This window comes from Caldicellulosiruptor bescii DSM 6725 (assembly GCF_000022325.1).
Classification (GTDB): domain Bacteria; phylum Bacillota; class Thermoanaerobacteria; order Caldicellulosiruptorales; family Caldicellulosiruptoraceae; genus Caldicellulosiruptor; species Caldicellulosiruptor bescii.
The window spans coordinates 2,083,588-2,107,491 of sequence record NC_012034.1; the positions used below are offsets into that span (position 1 = coordinate 2,083,588).

Consider the following 23,904-nt stretch of genomic DNA (forward strand, 5'->3'; position numbering starts at 1 on the left):
TATTCTAAATAATAGAAGCTCTCTTTCATTAATTTACATTTTATCGCCTCCAAGCGTAGCGAAGTTCTATTTATTGTAATTCAATACTGTAAATATGTAAATTTCTATTTTTTCAACTCAGTTTAGCCTTATTTTATTTTTTTTTTATTCTCGTGTCAAAGTCTTTTTTTTTTTTCTTTACTCAATAATTGTTGATTTTTGAAAATAAACTTGTTTTTTCTCTTAATATCTTAATCTTTCTTTAATTTTCTTAAATTTTTAAAGTAACTTTCTATGCAAAAAGACGTAAGCACAATCTTCCTGATAATTTACTAAAATTTAAGTAATTTTTGCAATTTTGTTTTGTTAAATCTTCTAACACTTTATTTAAAACCTGGTTTCTTTTTCAAAAGGAAAATACACTTCAGAAATTAACCTAAAACAAAAACCTCCTTCTTAAAGCCTTTATTTTTGGGCTTTTGTAAGGAGGCTTTTATTTTTTATTTTACTATTTTCTTATCTTATCTATAAACTCCAAAAATACAATTCCTGGCTCTTCAAGGTCAGAAAACCATCTTTTCACCCACTCAAAAGAAAGATAACCGCTATAGCCATGTCGCAAAAGAAGATTTATCGCCTTTTCAATAGGCACATCACCCTCGCCTATCATCTTAAACACAAGCTTGCCATTTTCAACTTTTGAGTCTTTCACGTGAACATGCTTTATAAAATCTTTCAAGTTGTTAACGGTTTTCTCAACATCCTCATTAAAAAACCTATAAGGATGGTGAATGTCCCACACAACACCAACATTTTGATATGGCACCTTTTCAAGCAAATCAGCAAGCCTTTTTGACTCTGCCCAAACGCCATTTGTCTCAATTAAAATGTCAACATCATACTCCTTTGCCATGTCGCACAATGTACAAAGCATGTCTTTTACAAATTCTCTATCGACATCCTCCCCAGGTGTTATCCATCTATCTCCCAGAACTCTTATGTATTTGCAAGAAAGCTCCTTTGCAAGTTTTATGTGCGCTTTTGCAGACTTTAAGGTATTTTCCTGGTAAGATTTATCGAATATATAACATGATGTTGCCAAACATGAAATCTCCAAATTCAGTTCTTTTAACCTCTTTTTTGTCAGTTGCAAGTTTTCAAGAGCAAAAGGTTCTGCCCTATATATTTCAAGTTCATCTCCAAGTCCTCTCAGTTCAATACCGTCATATCCAAAATCTTTGGCAGCAGCTAAGATCTCATCCCAGGTAAAGTTAGGACATCCTACTGTTGAAAAGCTAATCTTCATTAAATGGTATTTCCTCCTTCGCAAAAATGCTGTTTTTAATATTTTACTACTTTGTTTTTGTTATGAAAAGCCATCTTTAAAATTCTATTGACATTTGATTTTGAAGAAATTTATAATTAAACTAAAGTTGTTTTTTTAGGAGTGAAAAATGTTGAAGGATATCTTCATAGACGATTTCCAATATGTGGTTGATGAACTTTTGATACGAAACAAAAGTATACTTGACAGCCTCACAAAGTTTTCCGAATCAGCAGCACGTGTCAATAGAAGCATAATAAAATCGGTCACAAACTGTGGATGCATAAGAATAAATGCTAAAAAACAGGAAATTCCTATAGATGTGAGCTTGAAAGAAGCAAAAAAGTACCTCAAAACACATGTTGAAGGACAGCTTTGTGAAAACTGTAGAGATTTGATTGAAAAAGAAATTGGAAGCACATTGTTTTATTTAGCCTCAATCTGCAACACTTTAGATTTGAACCTGTATGATATCATAATCAAAGAAATTGAGAGAATGAAAACACTGGGAGAATTTAATTTAAGGTAAGATGCCAGTTTTTAAAAAGAACAAAAATATACAAGCCGCCATATTTTCAAACACAATATGGCGGCTTTAAAAGTAAAAAAGGAGTGGAAAAAGATGTCTGATGAATTTAACGAAATACATACCCTTGCCCAAAATAAGCTCATACTTTTACTTTTTTTGAGCAAGATAAACATCCCCATTCCTGTCCAGCAGCTTGACGAGTTTGTCATTTCAACAAAATACATGAACTTTTTTGAATACCAACAGTATCTTAAAGAACTTGAGGCTCAAAAGCTAATTCATAAATACGATGACGAGATTAGAACTTACATCGAGATATCACAAACTGGCAGAGATGTTTTAAACATTCTTTTAGATTTGCTTCCAAAAGCTACAGCCGAAGAAGTAGAAGAATACATAAAGAAGAATTATAGAAAGATCAAACTTAATACAGAAATCTATTCTGATTACAAAATACTTAGCTCTACCGAATACATAGTTATATGCTCTCTGCGTGAAGGAAATAGTATTTTGTTCGAAATAAAAGTAAATGTACCACATGTTGAAATTGCAAAGAGGATCTGTAAAAATTGGAGTAAAAATGCTGAGACGGTATACAGACTGCTTTTTGAAAACTTAGCTCGAAATCATGAAGAGCATGAAAAAAATCAAGAATAAAACAAAAAAAGCAAGTCTTTAAAAGACTTGCTTTTTATTTTTGAAATTGGTGGGCCCTTAGGGATTCGAACCCCAGACCAACCGGTTATGAGCCGGCCGCTCTACCAGCTGAGCTAAAGGCCCTTAATAAAATTGGCTCCCCGGGTAGGATTCGAACCTACGACCCTCCGGTTAACAGCCGGATGCTCCACCGCTGAGCTACCGAGGAACCTCTCTTTCTTTTTGTCTTCGGCATCTTCTGTCTCCCGCCGTCGACATTATTTATTATACTTATAAAAGATTTTTTGTCAATATCCTTTTTAAAAAATTTCTCGAATAGGTGTAGAGATATTTACCACAGCGAAAGAATGTGCGAAAATAGTGAGGAGAAACTCATAAAAAGAATTGAGGCTGCCTCCATCCTGACATGAATATTAATTAAAAAGTGTAATCTCCCATTCAAAAGAAAAATCAAAAAACTACCAGGATGGGAGGACAGCCTACTATGAATATTATATCATATCATGAAATGAGAAAAATATCTCCCGAAAAAGCAAGGGAATTAATCCGAAAAGTGTTTGAAAATAATAACAAAAACGTATCAAGAACTGCTAAAATATTAGGTGTATCAAGACATACTGTCAGAAGAGCAATATATGGTCCCCTTGAGGATAAATCAAGAAAACCTAAAACTTGCCCCAGAAAACTTTCTACTGAACTTGAAAATCTCATTATCGAGGAATCTAAAAGAACTGGCTTCAGATACAGACGTTTGTCTCTTTACCTGCTCAGAAAATATGGTATTAAAATAAGCGAAAATACAATAAAGTCTATTCTCAAAAGAAATGCTATACCAAAAAAATCAAGAAAGACAAAAAAGGGTGAAAGAAGTTTGTACGATTATGAAGCCCTCATTCCATTTTCTGAATTTCAACTTGATACAAAACATCTTTTAGATAAAGACAGTCTTCCTGAAGAGGTATATGAACATATGAAAAAACACAATTTACCTTGCTATGAGTGGAACATGATAGACATTGCAACAAGAGCAAGATTTACAGCCTACTCCTATGAACTTTCATCTGCTTTTGGCTTTATGTTTATATCCTTGGTGGCTTTATGGCTAAGAACGCATAATGTAAGAAACCCAATAAAAATCCGATTGGACAATGGAGAAGAATTTTGCGGAGGAAGTGAAAGAAAGCTAAAGGAGTGGAATGAGATGTTTTCTATTTTGGGTGTAGAACTAAATCCTATTCCACCAAGAGCAAAACATCTTATGGGGGTAATTGAAAATTCACATAGAGCAGATGACGAATATTTTTTAATGATTCATGCCGAAAGATGTAAAAACAAAGATGACTTTATTCAACGAGCTCAAAGGTGGCAGGATACGTGGAACTTTTTTAGACCTCATAATGGTAAAGGTATGAATGGGAGGACACCATTTGAAAAATTCATAGATTCTAAAACTCTGGTCTCCTCCCATGTGTTTCAGTTCCCTACTTTACTTCTTGAAGACTTATTAAAGAAAGTAGGAACTTTTTATTCTCTATTCTGTAATAAATTAGGTGGTAAATATGTCTTCACCACGTGCCCTTTTTAAAAAATTTTTTCTGTAATATTTTGGAAAGCAACCCCTACAAAACTCTTATTTTTCTTTCTTTCTTCTTTAAAAACGGGTATAATTTATATAACAACGCAGCAAATCATTATTAAAAAGATTTATTATTTTCAGCAAGGTGAGTCATATGATAAGATGTGCAAAGCTTTCTGACCTTCCTCAAATCGCACAAATTTTCAGAGAAGCTTTTTCTGACAGCATTGAATTCTATTTTGAGAACAAAATCAAAAACTCTGCTATAGAAGACATATTCAAAGTGGTGCTCATTGCAGAGCCTCATGGTTTTTTGGTCTATGAAGATGAAGAAAATAAAAAGATTGCAGGGTATATATGTGTTGTCAGAGACATCAAAAGGGTGTGGATAGCTGCAATCTTAACCCTTTCGTTTTTAAAGTGGACCATCAAATGGCTTTTAGGACTGTATGGTTTTGGCATAAGACCTATATGGAAAATTCTTTCTAACAAGCTTGACTTTTTCAGATTTCAAACAAGATATGCAAGTGAAATCTCTGCACAAATTCTTTCTATTGGAACATTAAAAAGCTATAGAGGAAAAAGTATAGGGAAAAAACTTGTTGAAGCAGGACTTGAATTTTTAAAATCAAAAGGAGTAAAAGAAGTAAAATTAGAAGTCAGACCAGATAATCTACCTGCGATAAAACTTTATAAAAAATTTGGATTCTATCAAATTGGAATGTCACAAGACCCTCAAGGTAAATGGATTGTCATGAAAAAAAGTTTTTAAAAATTCAAAAAGGGCAGACTTTGGAAAATACTTGCAGGTCTGCCCTTTAAACGAGTTTTTTTACATCGAGACCATTTGGATATTGTTCTGAATTGTTTGAACATCCCTTTGAGCCTTTGTAATATCCTCTTGCTTTGCCATCTCAACAGGGTACCAGCCCTTTTGCGAGAGAAAGTCAAAAATCTGTTTTTGATGGTCAAATACTCTGGTCAAAACTGACATAGCTTCTCTTCTGAGGGCATTGTTTGTGCTCTCCAAAACTAAGTTTGTTAAAGCTGTTGCCTGAAGCTTTAAAGAGTTCAAAAGCGAAAAAGCAATATCTCTGTCTGAAAGTGTCTTCATGACTATCACTCCCTTTTTTGTTATTGAATGTTTGGATTTTCAATAAATCTTGACAATATGTTTATGTCACTTTTGTAGTGGTTTACACATTGCTGGCACAGGTTCTTTAAAGATACATCTGTAATCTGATCAGAAACTCCTGCAATAAAGTTGATAGAATTTTGCATCATCTTAATATTGTCTTCTAAAAACATGAGCTCTTTTGAGGTAATATTAGCCATTTTCTTTAAACCTCCCTTTTTTTTAAGTTTTACATCTTTGTGTTTTAAAATCTACACAGATTATTTTTTTATTTTTAAGCCCCTTTTATTCAAATAAATAAAAACCCATTTTTCTTAGCAAATAAGGTGTAATTTTGTTAGTCACAGGAAGCTTGTTTTTCTTCTGAAATAAATTAATTGCATACTCCAGTGTAGGTCCGTATTTGCCATCAATATCGCCATAGTAAATACCAAGTTCTTTAAGCCTTCTTTGAACTGCCATAACATCCACGCCAGTATCACCAGGGTAAATTGTTCTAAAACCGTTTCTAAACTCTCCATATATACCTTCTGAAATTACTACTGTTGTTCCAATAGGAATATATAAAAAGAGTTCCTTTACATCCTTATTCAGCATTCTGATACAGCCTTTGCTTACATGAGCTCCTATGTAACTTTCATATATTGTTCCATGAATTCCATATTTGCCATAGGGAACATTTAGCCCCATCCACCTTCCTCCAAATCCCTCTCCCCAATAGTCTTTTGATACTATTTTAAATGTACCAATTGGAGTGGGAGTTGAAGGTTTTCCAGGTGAAACTGGATATGATTTGTATAAAATTCCATTTTTAAAGACATACAGTCTGCTGTCATCAATTGAAACATATATAAGATAAGGATTTTTATTGTGGTTTGATATACCTGAAATGGTTATTAAAGGCATCAGAATAACAAAAATTGAGACTATAACCTTGAGTGGATTTCTTCTTTTCATTCTTACATTTTCAATTTTAGCACTTCAATAGATATAGTTTATGCAAAAAACAGAAATTTTATTAAAAAATAAAGGTGGGGATTGAAAAATTTGTTTTTCCCCCCACCTCTGCAATTTAAAATTAATTAACAAATACATTCAGAGTGCTCTTCTTTATCCGAAAGTCTTACAATTTTGTTTTCATCATCTACAAACACAATCCTTGGTTTGTGATTATAATACTCTTCCATGGTAAGAAGACAGTATGCCATTATAATTATCTTATCGCCCACCTGCACAAGACGTGCTGCTGCTCCATTTAGGCAAATGGTTCCGCTACCTTTTTCCCCTTTTATCACATAAGTTTCAAATCTTTCACCGTTGTTTATATTCACAACCTGCACTTTTTCATTTTCATATATTCCAGCTGCTTTCATCAATTCCTCATCAATTGTGATACTACCCACATAGTTTAGATTTGCCTCTGTAACGGTTGCTCTGTGAATCTTAGACTTTAAAACTTCAATGAACATCTTTTCTATTTCGCCTCCACCACAATGTTGTCTATAAGTCTTGCCTTTCCAACAAAGACTGCAAGAGCTATCAAAACCTTTCCCTCAACTTTTGAGATTATCTCAAACGTATCATTGTTTACAAACTCAATGTAATCAATCTTTGTGTATTTCTCCTTTAAAATCATCTCTTCCATAGCCCTTTTTATGCTTGATACATCCTTTTGGCCTTTTTCAATCATCTCTTTTGCCAAATTCAAAGCTCTGTACAAAACGGTTGCAGATTTTCTCTCCTCTTCAGAAAGATATACATTTCTTGAGCTCATTGCAAGACCATCTTGTTCACGCACAATCGGACATGGAACTATCTCAACGTCAAGATTTAAGTCTTTTACCATCTGCTTTATGACTGCAAGCTGCTGAGCATCCTTTTGACCAAAGTATGCTCTGTCTGGATTTACAATGTTAAACAGCTTTAATACGACTGTTGCAACACCGTCAAAATGACCCGGCCTTGATTTTCCGCACATTATTTCTGTTATTTTTTTCACTGACACAACTGTCTTAAAATCTTCTGGATACATCTCTTCTACCGACGGATAAAATATATAGTCAACACCCTCTTTTTCGGCAAGGCTTTTATCTCTTTCAAAGTCGCGCGGGTATCTGTCATAATCCTCATTGGGTCCAAATTGAATAGGATTTACAAATATGCTCATAATGGTAATATCGTTTTGCTGTTTAGAAAGCCTTACTAAGCTCAAATGTCCTTCGTGCAGATACCCCATTGTTGGAACAAAACCTATTGATTTGCCTTCTTTTTTGAGTTTTTTTGCAATCTCTTTCATCTCCTGAATTTTTTGCACAACAACCATCAGTAACTGTGCTCCTTTCCTGGAAATTCTCCTTTTTTAACCTCTTCAATGTACCTTGTCACAGCATCTTTGATCATATTCCCCACTTCAGCATATCTTTTTACAAACTTTGGCTTGAAATCTTCATACATGCCAAGCATGTCATAGCACACAAGCACCTGACCATCACAGTATGGTCCTGCCCCTATCCCAATTACAGGGACGTTTAAGCTTCTTTGAACCTCTTTTGCAACATGAGATGGTACCTTTTCAAGCACAATTGCAAATACCCCAGCTTTCTCAAGCTTTTTAGCATCTTCCACAAGTTTTTTGGCTTCAGCTTCTTCCTTTGCTCGAAGGTCATAGCCTCCAAAGATGTTCACAGACTGAGGTGTCAGCCCCAAATGTCCCATAACAGGTATCTGGGCCTTTATGACAGCTTCTATCTTATCATATACATCGTCGCAGCCTTCCATCTTGACTGCATATGCCCCTGCACGAATTAACCTTCCTGCATTTTTCACAGCTTCTTCAATTGTCGTGTGGTATGACAAAAACGGCATGTCAGCAACAACCATAGAATATTTTGCACCTCTGCTAACCGCTCTTACATGATGCTCCATATCATCCATAGTAACAGGAATTGTAGAGTCATAGCCAAGGATCACCATACCGAGAGAGTCACCAACAAGTAGGATATCTACAGAGCAGCTATCAAATATTTTGGCAAATGTATAGTCATAAGCAGTAATCATGGTGATCTTTTCGCCCTTTTGCTTTTTTTCAAAAAGCGTCTTGGTTGTCACCTTATTCATTTTTTTTCACCACCTTTTACATTTATAAATTGTTGAAGTTTTTCGCAGACACTTTTATCTCCCTTTTCAAATATCAGATCTGCCGCAAGCTTTAAAAGTTCTAAAAAAGTAGTTTTCTTTTCATCTGGCAAAGCATTGTAGTGTTTTTGAAGTGTCAAAATATCGCCTCTTGCGGCAGGTCCTGTCAAACAGTTAAGTCTATCCTTTAAAAAATTTTCAAGTGATGCAGAAGAAAGAGGCTTTATTATAGAAAAAATGACCTCATCTTCAAGTCCAATTTTTTTATAAAGCAAATACGAAAAGTTCAAAAGAGCTATAAGGTAATTTGAAGCAACTGTTGCTGCAAGATGATAAACTACTTTGTCCTCTTTTTTGAGCTCTATATATTTATTCCCTATTTTCTGCAAAATTATCTTGGCAATCTTTTCGCCTTCATCATCCCCTTCTAAAGAAAATACTGCTTTTTTTAAGAGCTGAACATCTTCAGGCTGCCCTCTTAGAGTCTGAATAGGATGAAGAGAAAATTTCCCTCTGCACTTGGCTTTAATAGCATCTGAGGTCAGTGCACCTGACAAGTGACCAATCACCTTTTGTGACAAATGCGGTGAATAAAGGTTTTTAGAAACTTCTTCTATGAATGTATCAGAAATGGCTATAAAAATCACATCAGAAGCCTCTACAAGATCTTCAGGACTTTCAAATACCTGCGTTTTTGTCATGGAAGAAGCTTTTGAGGCTTTTTCATATGTTCTGTTATAAAACCCTGTAATCTCAAGCCCATGCTCTTTGAAATAAAGCGCAAGAGAAATTCCAGCTTTAGATGCCCCATAAAAACCTATTTTCACTTCAAAATACCTCCACATAAAACTAAAAAAGGCAGAACAGAGTCTGCCTTTTCTTTGCTTGAAAAAAATTTTGTTTCCCAAGCTCATATGCAGTCCCTGTTCTTTAAAAATCAGGGCAGCTTTTTAATTTTTTCAGTTTTAAACTTTTAAATTTTAAGAATCTTAAAAGTATGGCTCGACTATTTTGTCGATGCCATCTTTTTATATTAATTATACCACATGTTAGCGAAAAATATAGTGTTATTTTTTATATTTGAAAGGGTATTAATATGACTGTAAATCAAAATTTAAAATATGAGAGGTGCAGTCCAGATGAGAAGTGAAAAAATCCTTGAGATGTTAAATGAACAGTTAAACAGAGAACTATTCTCAGCATACTTTTATACAGCAATGGAAGCATATTTTGCTTCACAAAATTTAGACGGTTTTGCTCACTTTTTCATGGTCCAAACAAAAGAAGAGCTTGACCATGCAAGATTGATATTTAACTATATAAACAAAATAGGTGGAAGAGTAATTTTAAAAGAACTCAAGCAACCAAAGATAGACTATTCATCACCTACAGAAGTTTTTGAACTTGCACTTTCACATGAACGGTTTATAACCTCTTCCATTCATGAGATTGCAAAGGCAGCTTTGGATGAAAAAGACCTAACCACCCACAATTTTTTGCAATGGTTTATAAACGAACAAGCTGAGGAAGAAGAAACAATGGACAAGATTTTAAGAAAGCTAAAATTCATAAAAGAAGACCCAAGCGGACTTCTGTTTTTGGACAAAGAACTTTCAACAAGAGTGTATACACCGCCATCTATTATGCAGGAAAATTAAAATACATCCAGTTTTTAGTGGCACGTGGTGAAGACATATTTACCACCTAATTTATTACAGAATAGAGAATAAAAAGTTCCTACTTTCTTTAATAAGTCTTCAAGAAGTAAAGTAGGGAACTGAAACACATGGGAGGAGACCAGAGTTTTAGAATCTATGAATTTTTCAAATGGTGTCCTCCCATTCATACCTTTACCATTATGAGGTCTAAAAAAGTTCCACGTATCCTGCCACCTTTGAGCTCGTTGAATAAAGTCATCTTTGTTTTTACATCTTTCGGCATGAATCATTAAAAAATATTCGTCATCTGCTCTATGTGAATTTTCAATTACCCCCATAAGATGTTTTGCTCTTGGTGGAATAGGATTTAGTTCTACACCCAAAATAGAAAACATCTCATTCCACTCCTTTAGCTTTCTTTCACTTCCTCCGCAAAATTCTTCTCCATTGTCCAATCGGATTTTTATTGGGTTTCTTACATTATGCGTTCTTAGCCATAAAGCCACCAAGGATATAAACATAAAGCCAAAAGCAGATGAAAGTTCATAGGAGTAGGCTGTAAATCTTGCTCTTGTTGCAATGTCTATCATGTTCCACTCATAGCAAGGTAAATTGTGTTTTTTCATATGTTCATATACCTCTTCAGGAAGACTGTCTTTATCTAAAAGATGTTTTGTATCAAGTTGAAATTCAGAAAATGGAATGAGGGCTTCATAATCGTACAAACTTCTTTCACCCTTTTTTGTCTTTCTTGATTTTCTTGGTATAGCATTTCTTTTGAGAATAGACTTTATTGTATTTTCGCTTATTTTAATACCATATTTTCTGAGCAGGTAAAGAGACAAACGTCTGTATCTGAAGCCAGTTCTTTTAGATTCCTCGATAATGAGATTTTCAAGTTCAGTAGAAAGTTTTCTGGGGCAAGTTTTAGGTTTTCTTGATTTATCCTCAAGGGGACCATATATTGCTCTTCTGACAGTATGTCTTGATACACCTAATATTTTAGCAGTTCTTGATACGTTTTTGTTATTATTTTCAAACACTTTTCGGATTAATTCCCTTGCTTTTTCGGGAGATATTTTTCTCATTTCATGATATGATATAATATTCATAGTAGGCTGTCCTCCCATCCTGGTAGTTTTTTGATTTTTCTTTTGAATGGGAGATTACACTTTTTAATTAATATTCATGTCAGGATGGAGGCAGCCTCAATTCTTTTTATGAGTTTCTCCTCACTATTTTCGCACATTCTTTCGCTGTGGTAAATATCTCTACACCTATTCGAGCATCCAGTTTTTAGTCCTATTGATTTTAGAGCACTTTTGCACTATACTATATTAGATGATAAAAATTTTTGAATGAAGGTGACCAAAGAGATGTTTTACACATTCGTTTGCAACAGCTGCCAAGAAGTTTTTGAAATAAGAGCGTCCATTTCAGAAATCTCTAATGGTCTTAAAATCAGTTGTCCAAAATGTGCGTCAAATGATGTCACAAGAGATTATTCAAAAATAAACATTGGGCTATCCGCAGGAAGCGGTGCAAAAAGTAGCAGTTGTAGCACCTGTTCAGGCTCAAGAGGTTGTTGTGGAAGTTAAAGATACATCCCAACTCTGCAAAGCGGCTGAGTAAAGTACAGAGCAAATTTGAAAAATGTTATTGACAAACTCAAAAGAGCTCTTTATAATATATATTGCAAAGTCAATGAGGTGCCGAGATGGTGGAATTGGCAGACACGCTACTTTGAGGGGGTAGTGGGCGTTATGCCCGTGCGAGTTCGAGTCTCGCTCTCGGCACCAGTTAAAAAGCAAATAAGGCCCTGTAAAAAAGGGCTTTATTTTTTATTTAACAATTGAAAAGCAGATGCGCGCCCATAGCTCAATTGGATAGAGCATCAGACTACGGATCTGAGGGTTGGGGGTTCGAGTCCTCCTGGGCGCGCCAGATAAATCAAAGGTTCTGAGACTTGAGAAAAATTTACAAATAGCATTTTGACACCTATTTGACACCTACACGAAATAAGTTTTGGATTAACTAAAACTAGCATGAAGATAGCCGAATGTGTATGGAATTAATCATGCATAAACAAAAAGGGAAGGTTACAATAAGCCTTCCCTTAAATTTTTATCTCAGGATTGTTTTTTAACCACTCCCAGAACAAGTCCTTTGGAATAAGGATTCTACGGCCTATCTGGATTTTTGGGAATCCTTTGGAATGAACAAGTTTTGAAGCCAACTTATAACTCACTCCCAGCAGTTTTGCAACTTCTTCTATGCTATAAGTAGCTCTTTTGATTTTTTCTCTTTGTTTCTGAAGATTTATTATTTCCATAAATATCCCTCCTTTGAAGATTTTATTTAAAATCTGAGACAAACCCGCTAAAAGTGCAATATGCTTCATTCATTCAGACACAAAAAAGTAAATAGTCCGCGAACCCACTTGTTAAGCCTGTAACCATATAAAAACGCCAGTTTGGCAAGTACGACAACCATGAAAAGCTTCCTAAACTAGTTGCTTCTGAAAATCTTCTCTCCTGTAACATCACTTACAAATTTATTTGAAAATTGATTTTGAATTTTTTGGAATTCCTCAAGAAGTGTGATGAGAAAAAGTTAATTTGGGTGGGTGTCTCTCTCAGAATACAGACCTTTGCTTTTGAGATGATTTTTTTACAATAACTTTGAAACACTAAAAATGAGAATAAATTCATTTATCAATATGTACCAGCAGATTATTCTCAACTTAATTTGTGTTTTTTCCTAAAAAAAATAAATGGGAGAGTTTTCCCTCCCATTCCCTTGATTCAAAAGCTTCTGGAGCAATTGCACTTTATATTTTTACTTCTGGATTGTTTTTTAGCCAGTCCCAAAATGATTGTTTTGGAATAACCATACGACGTCCAATTTGGATTTTTGGAAAAGTTTTCGTATGAACTAATCTTGCTGCCAATTTGCAACTTATTCCTAATATTTCAGCAATTTCCTTTATGGTGTATGGTGTAAGTTACTCTTTCAATTTCTTCTTTTTGATGTTGAATATCTCTCATTTCCATTACTTCTCTACCTCCAGTAGGAAATACAGTTTCTAAAAATAAAAAAAGAGAAGTCTCTTCAAAAGGAGCTTCTCTTCTCGATTCGTACAGACCTTCTTTCCCACCTGGAGTTCTTGTTACTTATGCGTTTTTTATTCATTTACTAAATCTTTTCAATAATCAAGCAAAAAATTGGGTAAAGCATCATTAAACCACCCTGTTATCTTTAAAAAAGTTTTACTTCGTTTAAACTGTTCTGCAACCTTTTCATCCGTTTATACCTGGAACTTAATATCTTCCGGTATATTTGAATAGAGCACATAATTTGCTTGCACCTAAAATAAATCTGTCAAAAAAATAAAGAGCCCCAAAGGATTGTTTTCCTTTGGAGCTTCTATGCTGCTTTGCCCTAATTTACTTCACAAAATACCGAACAAAAATGAACTTTTTGTATTAACAATCAGATGGGCACAATAAGGCTTGTTAATAATATAGCACATCTTAATCCTCCCTGTCAAGTATCGTTAGTCGTTGGATAGTGTCAAGAGTTTGTAGGGAAATTTTTTTAAAATACGATTGCATTTAAGAGATCTCCAGAACTTAAGGTTTTTAATACTCTAAACAACAAATCAATTTTTCCTCTCTCCAGAATTGGTATATTACTCCTTGTCTCCTCAACCTGCTTCTATACCCTCTTAATATTTTTTTTCATAATCTCTTTCACCACTCTTTCCCTTTTGTCTCTCTTTTCTGCTTTCTGACAAATCTCATTTAAATATTCCTCTCTTAAGTTTACACCATTATACTTCAAGCTCAATAACTTTATCATTACCTCTGCTCCTTCTTCGCTCCATCCTCCTGGTCTTGAACTCATCTTATCAGCTAATACATGGCTCACATGCCTTTCTTCACCAGATCCTTTTGTAATTCTATTATCTATCTCAGGAGTTAAAATAAATTAGTGTCCACTATATAATCAGTATTGAAAAATCACCAAAATGGGCTCACGATTTTAAAGAAAAACGAAATTTTTGAAACCATTAAAAATAAGGCTATCAAACAAGTACTAAAGGAGTTAATTCTATGGAAAACATTTCTCACTATTCTTGATCTGTACTCAAAATTTCTACGTCAAGTCGTGAAAAATGTTTCTTATCAAAAGTGAATATCTTGTTGTTCCCCAACTTTGCCATGTGATGAGAAAGATATGCATCAATGAAATCAACATTGCTTTCTCTGTAACTTTTGAGTGCAAAAAGAACAACATCCCCTTCCTCTGCTTCAATACTATCAGAGCATATGAAAGCACTTAGAACATCAGCTATCTCCCTCCTTGGTGTCTTATAAAACGACTCAAGAGTCCATACAACCTCTGCAATCGTGATTGGGGCAACAAGCAGTTTTAACTTCCCCTGCTCCGCTTCAAGCATAATCTTCTGAGCTTTTCGAAAAAACTCCTCGTGGTCCTTCAGAAGATATCTCAAAATAATATTTGCATCAATCCAAACTTTTTTCATTACTGCGTCCCCTTTACTCTTTTGTTTACCCACATTTCTTTTGTGCTATTTGCTTCATGTTCCAAGTCCGTGAATGCAACTGATGACTTCAGAGAACCGCCCAACTCTGATAGTTTTCGCCTCTTTATCACTTCAATTACAACTTTGCCATCGTCCTGCATCGTGAAAAGTACGGTGTCCCCTATCTCCCCACCAATAACTTTCCTTATCTCAGCTGGTAGTTGTACCTGACCCCTTCCAGTAATCTTTGACGTTGCCTGTATCATCTAAAACACCTCTTCGCCAATTACTCTAATCATATTATAATTCATGAAGTTTAAAATTTCAATGAGTAGATACATTATTCAGTGAATACTGAAAAAATTAATAACTACAGGAAAAAGAATTTTAGTTCTCCTGCCGGACAAATGTCTTAGCGATATTGAGCAACATTTTAATTTTATCGCCATCGAGAGTCTTCACAATTGAGAACAATTCGACAGCTTCTGGTGGCAAATCATCATACATGTTTCCTAAGCAAAAATCTTGTTGACCAGATCTTTTTCTGTGGTATACTCAATCACTTTTTCACCTAGTTCTTCTAAGAGTGTATCAAAATATTTATGCTTTCCCCACAGGTCTTTATCACCTATTACTATGACTCTATATTTAGCTCTGGTCAGCGCCACATTTAAAATATTCGGTTCTGAAGATGCCCATCTTACAGCTCCTTCATTACTTTCATCGGCACCAAGGCATATGATTACATTGTTGGCTTGCTTGCCCTGAAAACTGTGAATTGTGCCAACTATTTCATTAACTATATTCTCCCATTCTTCTTTCTTTAAATTTGTGTTATACAGAGGCATTCTTTTCAGTATAGAAGATATACTACTTTTGACTGCTTTAAAAGGCGAAATGATAAAAAGCTCTTCTGTTAATTTAACCTCATTTTGAGTTGTCAAGGTTCGCTGCAAAAATTCTTGTACGATAGCTTTCACTACTTTTCCCTGTTCTCTTACATAATGCTTGTAAACACACTTACCCTTTACATCTACCCAGAAGCTATCTTTAAAAACAGTTTGCAATCCTTCAGGTTTATTCACATCAAAAATCATAAGGTTTTTATAAGCAATTCTATTCGCTACTGTAAACATTGGTTCCGTACAACGCTTATGTACTCTCAGAGGACACCCAACCCACATATCGCCAATCTTTGCACCGAATTTGTTGGCTCTATCGGCTACAATTTGTACGGAATCAGTTTCAGTTATACGTGGTGTACTGGAATTACTGTCTTCCTGTCTCCATTTGAAAATCCCATATGCTTTGAACACATCATTAATAACAAATGGTGGTATTTTAACAACAGGTGGAATTTGTAGAGGGTCTCCCACTATTATTGCTCTTTTACTTCTGAGGAGTGCGCCGATAAAATGCTGGGGTAGTGCCTGCCCAGCCTCATCAACAATCAGCCAGTCAATGATTTCGTCGTCAACATCTTTAAACATATTGCTCAGCGACGCAAATGTTGTTGAGACAACTGGAACAATCATAAAGAAAGTATGCCACAGTTCTTTTGCCTTTTCTGCAGGCAGTGATTCGTTTTTTCTCATATATTTAATGAATTTTTCTAAATTCTCCCCGAACTTCTCTTTGTTTGCAGCAATAGCTGCCTGATGTAACTGAAGAGCTCTTGCAAAAACTTCATTGCGTATATCATTGAGATACCTGCTCATCCATGGAGATGATTTGTGAATTTCGTGCTCATTTTGGGACCAGAACTCTGAGGAAGGAAGTTTCATGTCATCGGGAAAATATCTGGCAAAAAATTTTTTTAGGCAAATCTTCCCCGCAGCAGCTATCATACGGGTAAATTTAAACCTGTTTTCTTCGAGTTTCAGAAAAAGTTCCATAGTCCTGTAAAGTTTCTGGACATGTCTAAACTTCTTGAAGACATGATTGAAACTTCTTTTACACTGTTCCCACTTGACTGGCGGTATAGAAGAAAATAATTCATTAATATACTTTTCCAGAGCACTGAAAAACTTTTCTCTGTTTTCTTTTTTACCCAAAACTGCTGAAATCAATGCCCAGCATTGCTGCCCATTTTCAACTGATACTAAAGATTCAGTTTTCTCACTGCTTTCATTGTTTTCCCCTCTGTAGTCGTATACCAGTTCGGCTCCATCTTTGAAATAATGGAGTTCATATTTTTCAAGACAGGATTGGTCAACTGAATTTAGAACTGGTATTTCTTTGGTGACATTTTCCACAGCTTTGTTGTTGGCAGAAGCAACTACAATATTGAAGTTTTTTAAAGCGGAATTGACAGAATTTACATCACCCACGAGCCCTTAAAATAATTCTTCTGGCGAGCGAAACTTAGCAAGTTCAAGCGCTCTGAGTGTAATGATATTGGCTATGATATCTTTTAGAAGAGTAGTTTTACCGGTACCCGGTGGACCGTTAACTGAAAATATTTTCTCAGTTTCGATTGTGCTGAAAATGAGGTTAACAGCTATTTGTTGCATAAGGTTCAAATTTATCTTTTCAGGATGTATCCATCTGGCAGGGGTTATATATCTGGCAGCGGTGTATTTTTTAAGGTTTGATAGTTCTGTAAGGTCTTCTTTTTGCTGTTACTCAGTAAAGAAGCGAAACAAGACAGGGTTTAGATTATCATTCTCAAGGCGTTTAAGTGCTTCTTCAATGTCTTTTAGATAAAAACTGGCAAAAAGGTCTTGCAGTGGCGTTTCAATTTCTTCCTCTATTTCGTTTTCTATCTCGACTTTTCTTCTTTGTTCGTGTTGTTTGCCTTTTTTGGAATTAAGCCATGTAACACCGAATGAATTTGTAAATTCTTTGTTCCTGACTGGATAAATATCGTAACAAAATTTCTGGAGTAAATTCATATAGATTTCTCTAATATTTTTCTGATTTTTAATTAACTGTTCAAAAGTATCTTTCAAGTTTTGAGCAAACTCTGTAAATTTTTACCAAGATCATAATCTTCAGTTTGCTTTTCTTCATCTTTTTTCTCCGCAGTTTCTGACAGCCTTCTTTTGTTTGTATTTTCCAGTTCCAGTTGTTTAAGAGCCCACAAAGTTGAAGAAATTTTTAAACTGTCATCTTTATATTTCCCGTTCTCATCAATATCGAAATAGAACCAGTAAAGTTTTTGTTTTCTGTTTTGTTTTTCATCTTCTTTTTCGGGATGGTCATATTGCTGGTTATAAATTTTTTCAAAAGCCTCTTTTACTTCCTGGTAATCATAAATTCCAAGATAGACTCTGCAATCTGTGAAATAGTTAGGACTCCAGATTTCAGTAAAGTCGTTTATAAAAACTCCATTGGGAATAGGAGCAGGCTGCAACAATTCAAGTTTCTGGTATGCCAGCAGTATTCTTTTCATCTCATCTTTTGCAATTGTATTTATCATCCTGCCAACTCCTTTCGTTACTTGCAAACTATGATTTTGAATTATTTTTCTGGTATGCATTATCCGGAAGATAAAAGTCATTCAGTATTTTCTTCTTCAATTTTTATCTCACCGTGCTCAGCTTCAAATTCTTCGACACACTGTTGAATCAAATATTCAATTTGAGCATTAATTGAGCGTTTATTTTTCTCGGCGATTACTCTAATCTTATCAAGCAAAGTTTCATCTATTCGTAATGTATATGCTTTCTTATAGTCAGCCATTTTATCACCTCATATCTATTCTGATATCAAAATTATATCAAAATGCCAACAACATAAAATAGTTGCAATATGACATTAAAATATAGTTGACTACAAAATAATATCATGCTATAGTCATAAGCAAAGGCTATAAAATGATGTCATTATGCAACCATCAGACAAATAAGCACAACGGGGTGAGTTAAAAAATGTAGTTACAATATATTACAGCTATACAATATGCGCTATGAAATGGAAACAGAAAATTCTTGACAAGTCTCACCTAAACTAATACATACTCTTACTTTTGCCTCTTTAGCATTCCTGCAGCTCCTCAAAGGTGTTGAATCTGTAGCACAAACCTTCGTCTCAGGATCCATTTCTCTCACTAAAATCCTTTCTATGCCTTTTATGTATTTATCTTCAATTATCTTTGCATATTTCGAAAAAATGAATGATCTGTACTTTTCTCTATCACTATCGCTTGTTTAAATTCTTTATCCTCATTTATCTTGCATTCTAATTCCCTGAAACTGGTTATCCGGTTCTTCCCTTTGGAAACAAAGCAAACTATTATTTGATGTAGCTTGTATTTTTGGGTTTTCCTCTCTTACTATTTTTTAGTTTTATCCCTGATGTCTTGATTGCTTTCTCTCAATTATCATCAAAATCTTCAAAAATTTTGCTTTTGTGGTTTAATAAAAATGGTACTTGTCATTTTCCTTATGTCTTCTTTTGGAGTGTTCATCATAATTTTTAACGCAAGGAGGATAGCTTTTTATCTATACTCTATTTATTGTTTATTCTGTTAATTTATTCTATTCGACAGGCTATATCATTTTTTAATTGCAAATTACAATGTTTTTATGGATACAGACGAGTAAAGAGTTATTTAGGGGTTGCTAGTTTTTCCGATATTCTCAATTCTAGTTACAGTCCCCTTTATGTTTTTTTGATGCAATTCTTGTTTGGTTGTATAACTTACTTTTTTACTTAGTGATTATTACTTGCTAAAAATTTTTTATTTCAAGAAGGATTTTTTGAAAAAGTGTCGAATTATTATAAAGAGAAGAAATATTACTACTATGCTAACAAAGGAGTAGTAAATTTACGATGGATATATTTACCTTAATAAGAACAAAATATAATACTTTATCTCAAACTCAAAAGAAAATTGCAGATTGGATTTTAGAACATGGAAATGAAATTATTTTAATGTCAATAGGCGAAATCGCAGCAAAGTGTTCAACAAGTGAAGCTACTGTAATGAGATTTTTAAGAAAACTTGGTTTTGATTCATATCAGCTCTTTAAGGTAAAAGTGGCTCAAGATATTGTTGATGTGACTCCCCGAGCCGTTTATGAGGATGTAAGTAGTGAAGATAGTGTTAATGAGATAAAACAGAAAGTAATTCAATCTACAATTGATGCTATCAGAGATATAGATAAGTTAATTGAAGATAGCACAATAGAAAAAGCTATAGAGATAATGGCTAATGCAAAAAGAATCTTTTTCTTTGGAGTGGGAGCATCAGGAGCAATAGCAAAGGACGCATTTCACAAGTTTTTAAGATTAGGCATAAATACCATATATTGTAGTGATTCTCATATTATGAGCATAATGTGTAGCCATATGACAGAAAAAGATGCCGTTTTGGCGATTTCACACTCAGGAGAAAGTCGAGAAATAATTGATGCAATAGAACTTGCAAAAGAAAACAAAGCAAAAGTAATTTCGTTTACAAGTTACCCGAATTCTACCTTGGCAAAACTTTCAGATGTGGTTTTTCTAAGTGCTACCAAAGAGACTAAATTCAGATCTGACGCGATGGTTTCAAGAATTGTGCAATGTGTGATTATAGACATTCTCTATGTTTCTCTAGTTTTAAAGTTAGGAAGTGAAGCAATTGTAAATGTGAATAAATCAAGATTAGCAGTCGCAAAAAAGAAAAAATAAGAGAAAGTAGAGTTTCCATCGGCGTTTCCGTATGGAAACTTTATATAAAAAATAATCATAGCAAAGGAGGTATTTTCAAATGAGTAAAAAAATGAAAATAATGGTAATTGGAGACGCAATGATACCGGGTAAAGATTTTGAATCAGCAGCTAAAAAATATTTATCTGATTATGTGGAAGAAATAATTACAGGAGATTGGGAAAATAATTGGGACAATTTACAAAGAAGAAGATTGGAAGTAGAAAAGAAAGGGCCCGAGATTGAGGAAGTAGTTCCTTTAATAAAGGAAAAAGGGCAAGATGTTTCAATGTTGTTTGGTTTATTTGTTCCCATTTCCAAAGAAACATTCAATTACTTGCCAAAGGTAAAGATTATTGGGGTTTCGCGAGCAGGCTTAGAAAATGTAAACGTAAAAGAAGCAACCCAACGAGGAGTTTTAGTGTTCAATGTCCAGGGAAGAAATGCAGAAGCTGTTTCTGACTTTGCAATAGGTTTGCTTTTGGCAGAATGTAGAAACATTGCGAGAGCCCACTATGCAATAAAGAATGGCCAGTGGCGGAAAGAATTTTCTAATTCTGATTGGATTCCGGAACTAAAAGGCAAAACAGTTGGTATTATTGGTTTTGGATATATTGGTAGACTGGTAGCAAAAAAACTCTCTGGATTTGAAGTTAGAAGACTTGTGTACGATCCTTATGTAAGTGAAGAGGAAATTAGAGAATGCGGATGTATACCAGTAGACAAAGAGACTTTGTTCAAAGAAAGTGATTTTATTACTCTCCATGCACGCCTCACAGAAGAGAATAAAAATTTGGTTGGCAAATATGAGATTTCATTGATGAAACCAACAGCATACATTATTAACACTGCACGGGCAGGTCTAATTGATAAAGAAGCATTAATAGAGGCTCTAAAGACAAAGAGAATAGCAGGAGCAGCACTGGATGTGTTCTGGGAAGAACCTATTCCTTCGGACAGTGAGTTGTTAGAATTGGACAATGTTACTCTTACAAGTCATTTAGCAGGAACAACCAAAGAAGCACTTACAAGATCACCTGAGCTTTTAATGGAGGATGTCAAGAAGTTTATTGAAGGGCAGAAAGCAAGATTTATTGTGAATCCAGAGGTTTTGGAAAACCAAGAGTTCAAGAAATGGCTGGAGGGTGTGAAGAAATGATGGTTAATCTTAATTCTATTCTTCCCCAGGCTCGAAAAGGCAAATACGCAATAGGTGCTTTCAACGTGTATAATTATGAAACGATAAAAGGTGTAATTGATGCTGCTGCAGAGCTAAGAGTTCCTGTAGTTGTTGCATTCGGAGAACGTTATCTTGCCAATATGTCATTTGATGAAGTCTATTCGTTAGTTAAGGTAATGAGCAAAAATGTAGAAGTGCCTGTAGTTTTGCACCTTGATCATTGCAAGACTTTTGAAAATATAGTAAAAGCTATAAGAGCAGGATTCACTTCAGTGATGTTTGATGGTTCTAGCCTCCCATTCAAAGAAAATGTTGAAAAAACAAAAGAAGTTGTTAAAATTGCCCATGCGGTAGGAGTAAGTGTGGAAGCTGAGTTAGGTAGCATAGCAGGAGGAGAAGGAAGTAGTGAAAGTGATAATGAAGAAACAACAATATATACTGACCCTAAAGAAGCTGAAGAGTTCGTAGAGTTGACTCAAGTTGATGCTTTAGCAGTGTCTATTGGTACTGTTCATGGGTTGTACACGGGAGAACCAAAAATAAACATTGATATCTTAAAAGAGATTGCATCAAGAGTACAAATACCATTGGTATTGCACGGTGGTTCTGGCACGCCAGAAGAGATATTGAAAGAATGTATAAGAAATGGTATTGCCAAAATCAATATTAATACTGAGATTTCGATTTACACATTGGATAAAATAGCTGAGATACTCAACGAAAACAAAAATAAAGTTCATTTTTCGAATATTTCCTTAAAAGTTATTGAATGTGTAAAAGAAGTGACAAAGAAACATATAAAGTTGTTTTATGAAACATAGAATTCATCAGAAAGTAAATTTTGCTTTAAAAAAAGGCGAGGTGGAGTGACAAAAAGGATTGTTGTATTGCCTAAGCGGCTGAATACTTGGAGATTATGATTTTTCAACGAGTCTCTCCACCTCGACTTATTACTAAGCTTGTAGACAGAAGGGAGATGTACGAATTTAATTATACTCTATCCATGAGGAGGAAGGAAGACTTTTTTGAAGTTCTGAAGAGTTTGATAACACTCACCTCGAGTGTTTATGCAAAAGGCTAAAAAAAAATAAAGAGTAAAGGAGGAATGGAAAATGGTAACTGGACCTATGCTTTTAGTCATCTTCGTTCTTGCGATGGCATTTGTGCTCGTCTCAATTATTAAATTTAAGTTAAACCCGTTTTTATCCTTAATTATTACCGGTATTATAACAGCGTGGTTGGTGGGAATGCCTTTATCACAAACAGCTTCAAACATTGCAGAAGGTTTTGGGAGTACTCTAAAAGGAATAGGCATTGTAATAGGTCTAGGTATAATTTTAGGACAGATTCTTGCGGAAGCAGGAGCCACTGAACAAATTGCAAATGGACTCATCAAAAAAGTAGGCTCAAAGAATTCTCCATTGGCAGTCAATATAACAGGTTTTCTGGTTTCTATCCCTGTTTTCTTTGATGCAGCGTTTGTTATTTTGATATCACTCATCAAGCAAATCTCAAGAAAAACAAAAATTTCCTTTATTACTTTTGTAACAGCTTTAGCAGTAGGTTTGATAGTTACTCATGCAACTGTTATTCCAACTCCAGGACCAGTAACTGTTGCAAGCAATATGGGTGTTAATATGGGTGTATTTACATTTTACAGTATCATAGTTGCTCTTCCTGCAGCACTGATCGGAGGGTGGCTGTATGGGCTGTACCTTGGCAAAAAGTATCCTTTCACTGAAGATGAAGTCAAAGGGGATTTCAGAAATGAGGAACAAATTACTTCAAACGGAAAACAGCCATCATTATTTCTCTCGCTCTTTGTTCTCCTCTTACCTATTGTATTGATCCTTTTAGGTACTGTTTTGTCAGTCCTTCTTCCGAAGAATTCGGCTATGTCAGTGTTCTTTTCGTTTCTTGGCGATAAGAATATTGCACTTTTAATTGGTGTGATAGTAGCAATATTGGCAATGAAACCATATCTCAAAGATTCTATAGAAAATGTTATTTCACGTGCGGCAACATCCGCAGGGATGATTTTGTTAATAACAGGTGCTGGTGGTTCTTTTGGCAAAATTATAAATGAAAGTGGTATAGGAAATTATGTTGTTGAAACATTCTCACGCATGAATATTCCGATGGTCGTTTTAGCATTTGTTTTGAGTCAATTGTTAAGGGCTGCCCAAGGGTCTACTACAGTTGCATTGGTAACCACATCCTCTATACTTGGTCCTCTAGCTGCTAAATTGGGTGTCTCGCCAGTTTTAGTTGGTCTTGCAATTTGCGCAGGAGGAATAGGTTTATCATTACCAAATGACTCTGGGTTCTGGGTCGTTAACAGATTTTCTAAGTTCGATATAAAGAAAACTATGGAAGCATGGACAGTAGGTGGCACTATTGCAGGGGTAATAGCGTTTATTATGGTGTTAATACTTAACATATTCGCAAGCAAATTGCCTGGTCTACATTAAGAGAAGTTTACTTTAATTAGTTTTTATAAATAGTGCCCCAAAGGGGGGTGGTTGTACTCTATTTTTACCTTTTT

General features: G+C 34.8%; 27 protein-coding genes, 4 tRNA genes and 2 pseudogenes. 12 read left to right on the top strand and 21 right to left on the bottom strand.

Features of this window, described 5'->3' with window-relative positions; all coding sequences use genetic code 11:
* Positions 1–487: 487 nt before the first annotated feature.
* The gene (locus ATHE_RS09890; protein ID WP_015908346.1) at positions 488–1,285 is read right to left on the bottom strand and encodes a sugar phosphate isomerase/epimerase family protein; all 798 of its coding nucleotides are present in this window, start codon (positions 1,283–1,285) and stop codon (positions 488–490) included.
* A 148-nt stretch (positions 1,286–1,433) separates the two neighbouring features.
* Here ATHE_RS09890 and ATHE_RS09895 point away from each other — a divergent pair, with 148 nt between their 5' ends.
* Together ATHE_RS09895 and ATHE_RS09900 are read left to right on the top strand one after the other, a co-directional pair.
* The gene (locus tag ATHE_RS09895) at positions 1,434–1,832 is read left to right on the top strand and encodes a nucleoside triphosphate pyrophosphohydrolase family protein (RefSeq protein ID WP_013291047.1); all 399 of its coding nucleotides are present in this window, start codon (positions 1,434–1,436) and stop codon (positions 1,830–1,832) included.
* 93 nt (positions 1,833–1,925) lie between these two features.
* Positions 1,926–2,489 (top strand): DUF4364 family protein, encoded by a 564-nt coding sequence (locus ATHE_RS09900; RefSeq protein WP_015908347.1) that lies wholly within the window; start codon positions 1,926–1,928, stop codon positions 2,487–2,489.
* 47 nt (positions 2,490–2,536) lie between these two features.
* Here the strand turns inward: ATHE_RS09900 and ATHE_RS09905 are convergent.
* Both ATHE_RS09905 and ATHE_RS09910 read right to left on the bottom strand, forming a co-directional pair.
* Positions 2,537–2,612, bottom strand: a tRNA-Ile gene (locus ATHE_RS09905).
* Between the two features lie 10 nt (positions 2,613–2,622).
* Positions 2,623–2,697, bottom strand: a tRNA-Asn gene (locus tag ATHE_RS09910).
* 276 nt (positions 2,698–2,973) lie between these two features.
* Between ATHE_RS09910 and ATHE_RS09915 the strand changes: the two genes are divergently transcribed.
* A complete protein-coding gene (locus ATHE_RS09915) occupies positions 2,974–4,074 on the top strand; it encodes an IS481-like element ISCbe2 family transposase (protein WP_015908348.1) in 1,101 nt (366 codons plus the stop codon).
* 145 nt (positions 4,075–4,219) lie between these two features.
* Positions 4,220–4,837: a GNAT family N-acetyltransferase gene (locus tag ATHE_RS09920; protein WP_015908349.1), complete on the top strand. Its 618-nt coding sequence runs from the start codon at positions 4,220–4,222 to the stop codon at positions 4,835–4,837.
* Between the two features lie 60 nt (positions 4,838–4,897).
* On the opposite strand, the gene ATHE_RS09925 is transcribed toward ATHE_RS09920, so the two are convergent.
* The 7 genes from ATHE_RS09925 to ATHE_RS09955 all read right to left on the bottom strand — a co-directional run bounded on the left by ATHE_RS09925 (position 4,898) and on the right by ATHE_RS09955 (position 9,162).
* Positions 4,898–5,179 carry a spore coat protein gene (locus ATHE_RS09925; RefSeq protein ID WP_013432084.1) on the bottom strand — a complete coding sequence of 94 codons (282 nt, stop codon included), beginning with the start codon at positions 5,177–5,179 and terminating at the stop codon, positions 4,898–4,900.
* A 20-nt stretch (positions 5,180–5,199) separates the two neighbouring features.
* Positions 5,200–5,400: a hypothetical protein gene (locus tag ATHE_RS09930; RefSeq protein ID WP_013402742.1), complete on the bottom strand. Its 201-nt coding sequence runs from the start codon at positions 5,398–5,400 to the stop codon at positions 5,200–5,202.
* Between the two features lie 85 nt (positions 5,401–5,485).
* Positions 5,486–6,157 carry a L,D-transpeptidase family protein gene (locus ATHE_RS09935; protein WP_015908350.1) on the bottom strand — a complete coding sequence of 224 codons (672 nt, stop codon included), beginning with the start codon at positions 6,155–6,157 and terminating at the stop codon, positions 5,486–5,488.
* Positions 6,158–6,282: 125 nt separating this feature from the next.
* Positions 6,283–6,669 (bottom strand): aspartate 1-decarboxylase, encoded by a 387-nt coding sequence (gene panD / locus ATHE_RS09940; RefSeq protein ID WP_015908351.1) that lies wholly within the window; start codon positions 6,667–6,669, stop codon positions 6,283–6,285.
* A gap of 5 nt (positions 6,670–6,674) precedes the next feature.
* A complete protein-coding gene (gene panC, locus ATHE_RS09945; protein ID WP_015908352.1) occupies positions 6,675–7,523 on the bottom strand; it encodes a pantoate--beta-alanine ligase in 849 nt (282 codons plus the stop codon).
* The gene (gene panB, locus ATHE_RS09950; RefSeq protein WP_015908353.1) at positions 7,523–8,317 is read right to left on the bottom strand and encodes a 3-methyl-2-oxobutanoate hydroxymethyltransferase; all 795 of its coding nucleotides are present in this window, start codon (positions 8,315–8,317) and stop codon (positions 7,523–7,525) included. The genes panC and panB overlap by 1 nt, the downstream gene beginning before the upstream one ends.
* Positions 8,314–9,162: a Rossmann-like and DUF2520 domain-containing protein gene (locus ATHE_RS09955; RefSeq protein ID WP_015908354.1), complete on the bottom strand. Its 849-nt coding sequence runs from the start codon at positions 9,160–9,162 to the stop codon at positions 8,314–8,316. Before ATHE_RS09955 ends, panB begins: the two co-directional genes overlap by 4 nt.
* Before the next feature lie 312 nt (positions 9,163–9,474).
* On the opposite strand from ATHE_RS09955, the gene ATHE_RS09960 reads away from it, so the two are divergent.
* Positions 9,475–9,993 carry a ferritin gene (locus ATHE_RS09960; RefSeq protein WP_013429749.1) on the top strand — a complete coding sequence of 173 codons (519 nt, stop codon included), beginning with the start codon at positions 9,475–9,477 and terminating at the stop codon, positions 9,991–9,993.
* Positions 9,994–10,007: 14 nt separating this feature from the next.
* Here ATHE_RS09960 and ATHE_RS09965 read toward each other — a convergent pair whose 3' ends face one another.
* Positions 10,008–11,105, bottom strand: coding sequence for an IS481-like element ISCbe2 family transposase (locus ATHE_RS09965; protein WP_015908355.1), 1,098 nt, complete (start codon positions 11,103–11,105; stop codon positions 10,008–10,010).
* Positions 11,106–11,369: 264 nt separating this feature from the next.
* On the opposite strand from ATHE_RS09965, the gene ATHE_RS14310 reads away from it, so the two are divergent.
* From ATHE_RS14310 to ATHE_RS09975, 3 genes are all read left to right on the top strand, one after another.
* Positions 11,370–11,591 carry an FmdB family zinc ribbon protein gene (locus ATHE_RS14310; RefSeq protein WP_079504027.1) on the top strand — a complete coding sequence of 74 codons (222 nt, stop codon included), beginning with the start codon at positions 11,370–11,372 and terminating at the stop codon, positions 11,589–11,591.
* A gap of 113 nt (positions 11,592–11,704) precedes the next feature.
* Positions 11,705–11,792: transfer RNA gene (locus ATHE_RS09970), tRNA-Leu, on the top strand.
* Between the two features lie 68 nt (positions 11,793–11,860).
* Positions 11,861–11,937, top strand: a tRNA-Arg gene (locus ATHE_RS09975).
* 172 nt (positions 11,938–12,109) lie between these two features.
* On the opposite strand, the gene ATHE_RS09980 is transcribed toward ATHE_RS09975, so the two are convergent.
* The 10 genes and pseudogenes from ATHE_RS09980 to ATHE_RS15045 all read right to left on the bottom strand — a co-directional run.
* Complete coding sequence (locus ATHE_RS09980; RefSeq protein WP_015908356.1) at positions 12,110–12,325, bottom strand: helix-turn-helix domain-containing protein; 216 nt, start codon at positions 12,323–12,325, stop codon at positions 12,110–12,112.
* Positions 12,326–12,823: 498 nt separating this feature from the next.
* Complete coding sequence (locus ATHE_RS14315; protein ID WP_231503348.1) at positions 12,824–12,943, bottom strand: hypothetical protein; 120 nt, start codon at positions 12,941–12,943, stop codon at positions 12,824–12,826.
* A 647-nt stretch (positions 12,944–13,590) separates the two neighbouring features.
* Positions 13,591–13,968, bottom strand: a pseudogene (locus ATHE_RS14495) (UPF0236 family transposase-like protein); the annotation flags it as partial.
* 157 nt (positions 13,969–14,125) lie between these two features.
* Positions 14,126–14,542, bottom strand: coding sequence for a PIN domain-containing protein (locus ATHE_RS09990; RefSeq protein ID WP_015908358.1), 417 nt, complete (start codon positions 14,540–14,542; stop codon positions 14,126–14,128).
* Positions 14,542–14,808: an AbrB/MazE/SpoVT family DNA-binding domain-containing protein gene (locus tag ATHE_RS09995; RefSeq protein ID WP_015908359.1), complete on the bottom strand. Its 267-nt coding sequence runs from the start codon at positions 14,806–14,808 to the stop codon at positions 14,542–14,544. The genes ATHE_RS09990 and ATHE_RS09995 overlap by 1 nt, the downstream gene beginning before the upstream one ends.
* A 246-nt stretch (positions 14,809–15,054) precedes the next feature.
* On the bottom strand, positions 15,055–16,872 hold the full coding sequence (locus ATHE_RS10000; RefSeq protein ID WP_015908360.1) for a DEAD/DEAH box helicase: 1,818 nt from the start codon (positions 16,870–16,872) through the stop codon (positions 15,055–15,057).
* A gap of 291 nt (positions 16,873–17,163) precedes the next feature.
* Positions 17,164–17,493, bottom strand: a complete 330-nt coding sequence (locus ATHE_RS10005) for a hypothetical protein (protein ID WP_015908361.1) — start codon at positions 17,491–17,493, stop codon at positions 17,164–17,166.
* Positions 17,490–17,963, bottom strand: coding sequence for a hypothetical protein (locus tag ATHE_RS10010; protein WP_015908362.1), 474 nt, complete (start codon positions 17,961–17,963; stop codon positions 17,490–17,492). Before ATHE_RS10010 ends, ATHE_RS10005 begins: the two co-directional genes overlap by 4 nt.
* Positions 17,964–18,040: 77 nt before the next feature.
* The gene (locus ATHE_RS10015) at positions 18,041–18,226 is read right to left on the bottom strand and encodes a TA system antitoxin ParD family protein (protein WP_015908363.1); all 186 of its coding nucleotides are present in this window, start codon (positions 18,224–18,226) and stop codon (positions 18,041–18,043) included.
* A gap of 260 nt (positions 18,227–18,486) precedes the next feature.
* Positions 18,487–18,870, bottom strand: a pseudogene (locus ATHE_RS15045) (ISNCY family transposase); the annotation flags it as partial.
* Between the two features lie 448 nt (positions 18,871–19,318).
* On the opposite strand from ATHE_RS15045, the gene ATHE_RS10020 reads away from it, so the two are divergent.
* The 4 genes from ATHE_RS10020 (at position 19,319) to ATHE_RS10035 (ending at position 23,830) form a co-directional block, all read left to right on the top strand.
* On the top strand, positions 19,319–20,161 hold the full coding sequence (locus ATHE_RS10020; RefSeq protein ID WP_015908364.1) for a MurR/RpiR family transcriptional regulator: 843 nt from the start codon (positions 19,319–19,321) through the stop codon (positions 20,159–20,161).
* A 79-nt stretch (positions 20,162–20,240) separates the two neighbouring features.
* On the top strand, positions 20,241–21,338 hold the full coding sequence (locus tag ATHE_RS10025; RefSeq protein ID WP_015908365.1) for a 2-hydroxyacid dehydrogenase: 1,098 nt from the start codon (positions 20,241–20,243) through the stop codon (positions 21,336–21,338).
* Positions 21,335–22,180 carry a class II fructose-bisphosphate aldolase gene (locus ATHE_RS10030; protein ID WP_015908366.1) on the top strand — a complete coding sequence of 282 codons (846 nt, stop codon included), beginning with the start codon at positions 21,335–21,337 and terminating at the stop codon, positions 22,178–22,180. The genes ATHE_RS10025 and ATHE_RS10030 overlap by 4 nt, the downstream gene beginning before the upstream one ends.
* Before the next feature lie 291 nt (positions 22,181–22,471).
* Positions 22,472–23,830: a GntP family permease gene (locus ATHE_RS10035; RefSeq protein ID WP_015908367.1), complete on the top strand. Its 1,359-nt coding sequence runs from the start codon at positions 22,472–22,474 to the stop codon at positions 23,828–23,830.
* The last annotated feature ends 74 nt before the right edge of the window (positions 23,831–23,904 follow it).